This is a genomic window from Methylobacterium variabile (genome assembly GCF_001043975.1).
Classification (GTDB): domain Bacteria; phylum Pseudomonadota; class Alphaproteobacteria; order Rhizobiales; family Beijerinckiaceae; genus Methylobacterium; species Methylobacterium variabile.
Genome location: NZ_LABY01000266.1, coordinates 1 through 1,943, shown reverse-complemented (window position 1 = coordinate 1,943; position 1,943 = coordinate 1). Strand labels below are relative to the sequence as shown.

Here is a 1,943-nt window from a genome sequence, read left to right as displayed (position 1 = left end):
GTAATGAAGCGCGATTGCCCAAAGCCACGCTAAATTTAATGATAATAACTTAGTATTTTATTTGCGCACATTGCTGGTCACTCGATAATTTTTCGCGACAAACCCTGATTGCTGATCGCCGCGAAGGTGAGGTGACCACCAGAAGACACCCGACCTCCTGACCTTGAAATGGCCGCGTACGAAATGGGCCCGGACCTCTGCATTCCCCTTGTCTCGCTCAAACGCAATCTTCGTTTTCAAACGTGGAGCGATCCGGCACGTTCGGAAACTAAGGAGACCAAGCTGCCCCTTCTTGTTCCGGATCTTATTAAGCTGCGTGAAGTTTGGTCCATCTACTGAGTCACTTGCGTTATGACTGTTCAGGAGTGCTAGGGCGCCGAGCCAAAATGGACTCTCGTTCTGCCAGTCCGCCATGCCGCGATCGATGAGCCGCTGACCCGCGTCTACTGAATAGGTAGGATCTGGATGGCTCGCGATCGCTGCAAGGTGATAAAGCGAAGGCATAGGCTGAATTCGCTCAGTTATCTTAGCAATACTTTCGATTTCTTGGGGTTCTTTGTGCCACCGAACGCCTGCATCTTGCATGCCACGCTGAAGACTGATTCGATCGACGATCTGGCTGGCGGATTTAGACTTGTGTCCATTTCCGAAGTTGAAAAATATCGCCATCGGGCAAACATTTACCTCCCCGTCCCGAAAGCTCCAAGCGAGATGAGCTAACCAACCATCGGCGTTTACACCGCTAAAGAAAAGACACCCAATACGTTTTATCAAATCGTCTTTTGCATTATATTCCTGGAAACGTCTACGATGCACATTTGAAACCTCGAACCATGTGAGGGGGTAAGGTAGGCGACAGAGGTGAAGCGCTTGCTCAAAAGCAGACGGTCGCGACGTACCGATGGCATCGGCGGCAATCGCGAACTCTTGATCTAGGTCGAAGCGATGCGCCTCCCGGAGGTCTCGGGCGAGACGTTTATGCCCTTCGCCGAGTTGGCGGAGAGTACGATCCACAATCAGCTCATCAGCCAACATCGGCGGCTTGCTCCTTTTGCACTATGCAGATGATTATTAATGGCGAGTATCAACTCGTCATTGCGTGCTATTTCCAAATATTCATAGCAATCGACCTCAACTAACCTACATAAATTGCGGTTATTATAGAGCATTTATGAAAAAGAGAGTGTCTCAGCGACCCACTCGAAGGAGGTTATTCCACAGATAAATAGGTTCTAGCGTGGAAGCGCGGTGGTATCACGTTGACACCGTTTCAGCCATTTGCGGCACGAGCTAGGGGGCGAGTGGTTTGGCTAGCAAGATCCGGGTTAGGATGTGATACCAAGGCCTACTGCTTCTTAGATACCGAGTGACTGCACTTGGTCAGCCCCCACGAGGTGGCCCGCGTGGAATTTTAGTGGATCGCGGGCCTTTCCACCACAGGTAGCTTGGCCGGCGGAGCCGGTCGGGCGAGCGCAGCCGGCCAAGCGGTTAAGGCTGGCACAAACACCTCCGGTGCCGGCGGGCGATAGCCAAGCGAGGCGTGCGGCCGAACTCCATTGTAGTGTCTCCTCCAGCTCTCGATCAGGATCTGCGCCTCCCGCAGAGAGTAGAAGATCTCCCCGTTCAGCAACTCGTCCCGTAGCCTCGCGTTGAAGCTCTCGATGTAGCCGTTCTCCCACGGTGAGCCAGGCGTGATGTAGGCCGTCTTTGCGCCCACGGCGGTGATCCACTTCTGCACAGATTGGGTGATGAACTCCGGTCCATTGTCAGAGCGAACGCGCGCAGATACGCCACGCAGGATGAACAAGTCCGAGAGCACATCGATCACGTCCGGGGCCTTGGGCTTGTGCGCTACCCGGATGGCCAGGCACTCGCTGGTGAACTCGTCGATGACGTTCAGCAGGGGGACCTTTCGCCTGTCATGCGATGTCTACTATACCGAT

Annotated in this window: 1 protein-coding gene and 1 pseudogene; both read right to left on the bottom strand. The window is 53.7% G+C overall.

All coding sequences use genetic code 11. The features are described 5' to 3' along the window. Positions 1-57: 57 nt before the first annotated feature. Positions 58-1,035, bottom strand: coding sequence for a hypothetical protein (locus tag VQ02_RS37700; protein ID WP_157080877.1), 978 nt, complete (start codon positions 1,033-1,035; stop codon positions 58-60). 376 nt (positions 1,036-1,411) lie between these two features. Then, a pseudogene (locus VQ02_RS30400) lies at positions 1,412-1,921 on the bottom strand (integrase core domain-containing protein); the annotation flags it as partial. Positions 1,922-1,943: the final 22 nt, after the last annotated feature.

Excerpts from the sequence above, each read along its gene's own strand:
- VQ02_RS37700 (WP_157080877.1), bottom strand. The coding sequence starts at position 1,035 with ATGTTGGCTGATGAGCTGATTGTGGATCGTACTCTCCGCCAACTCGGC.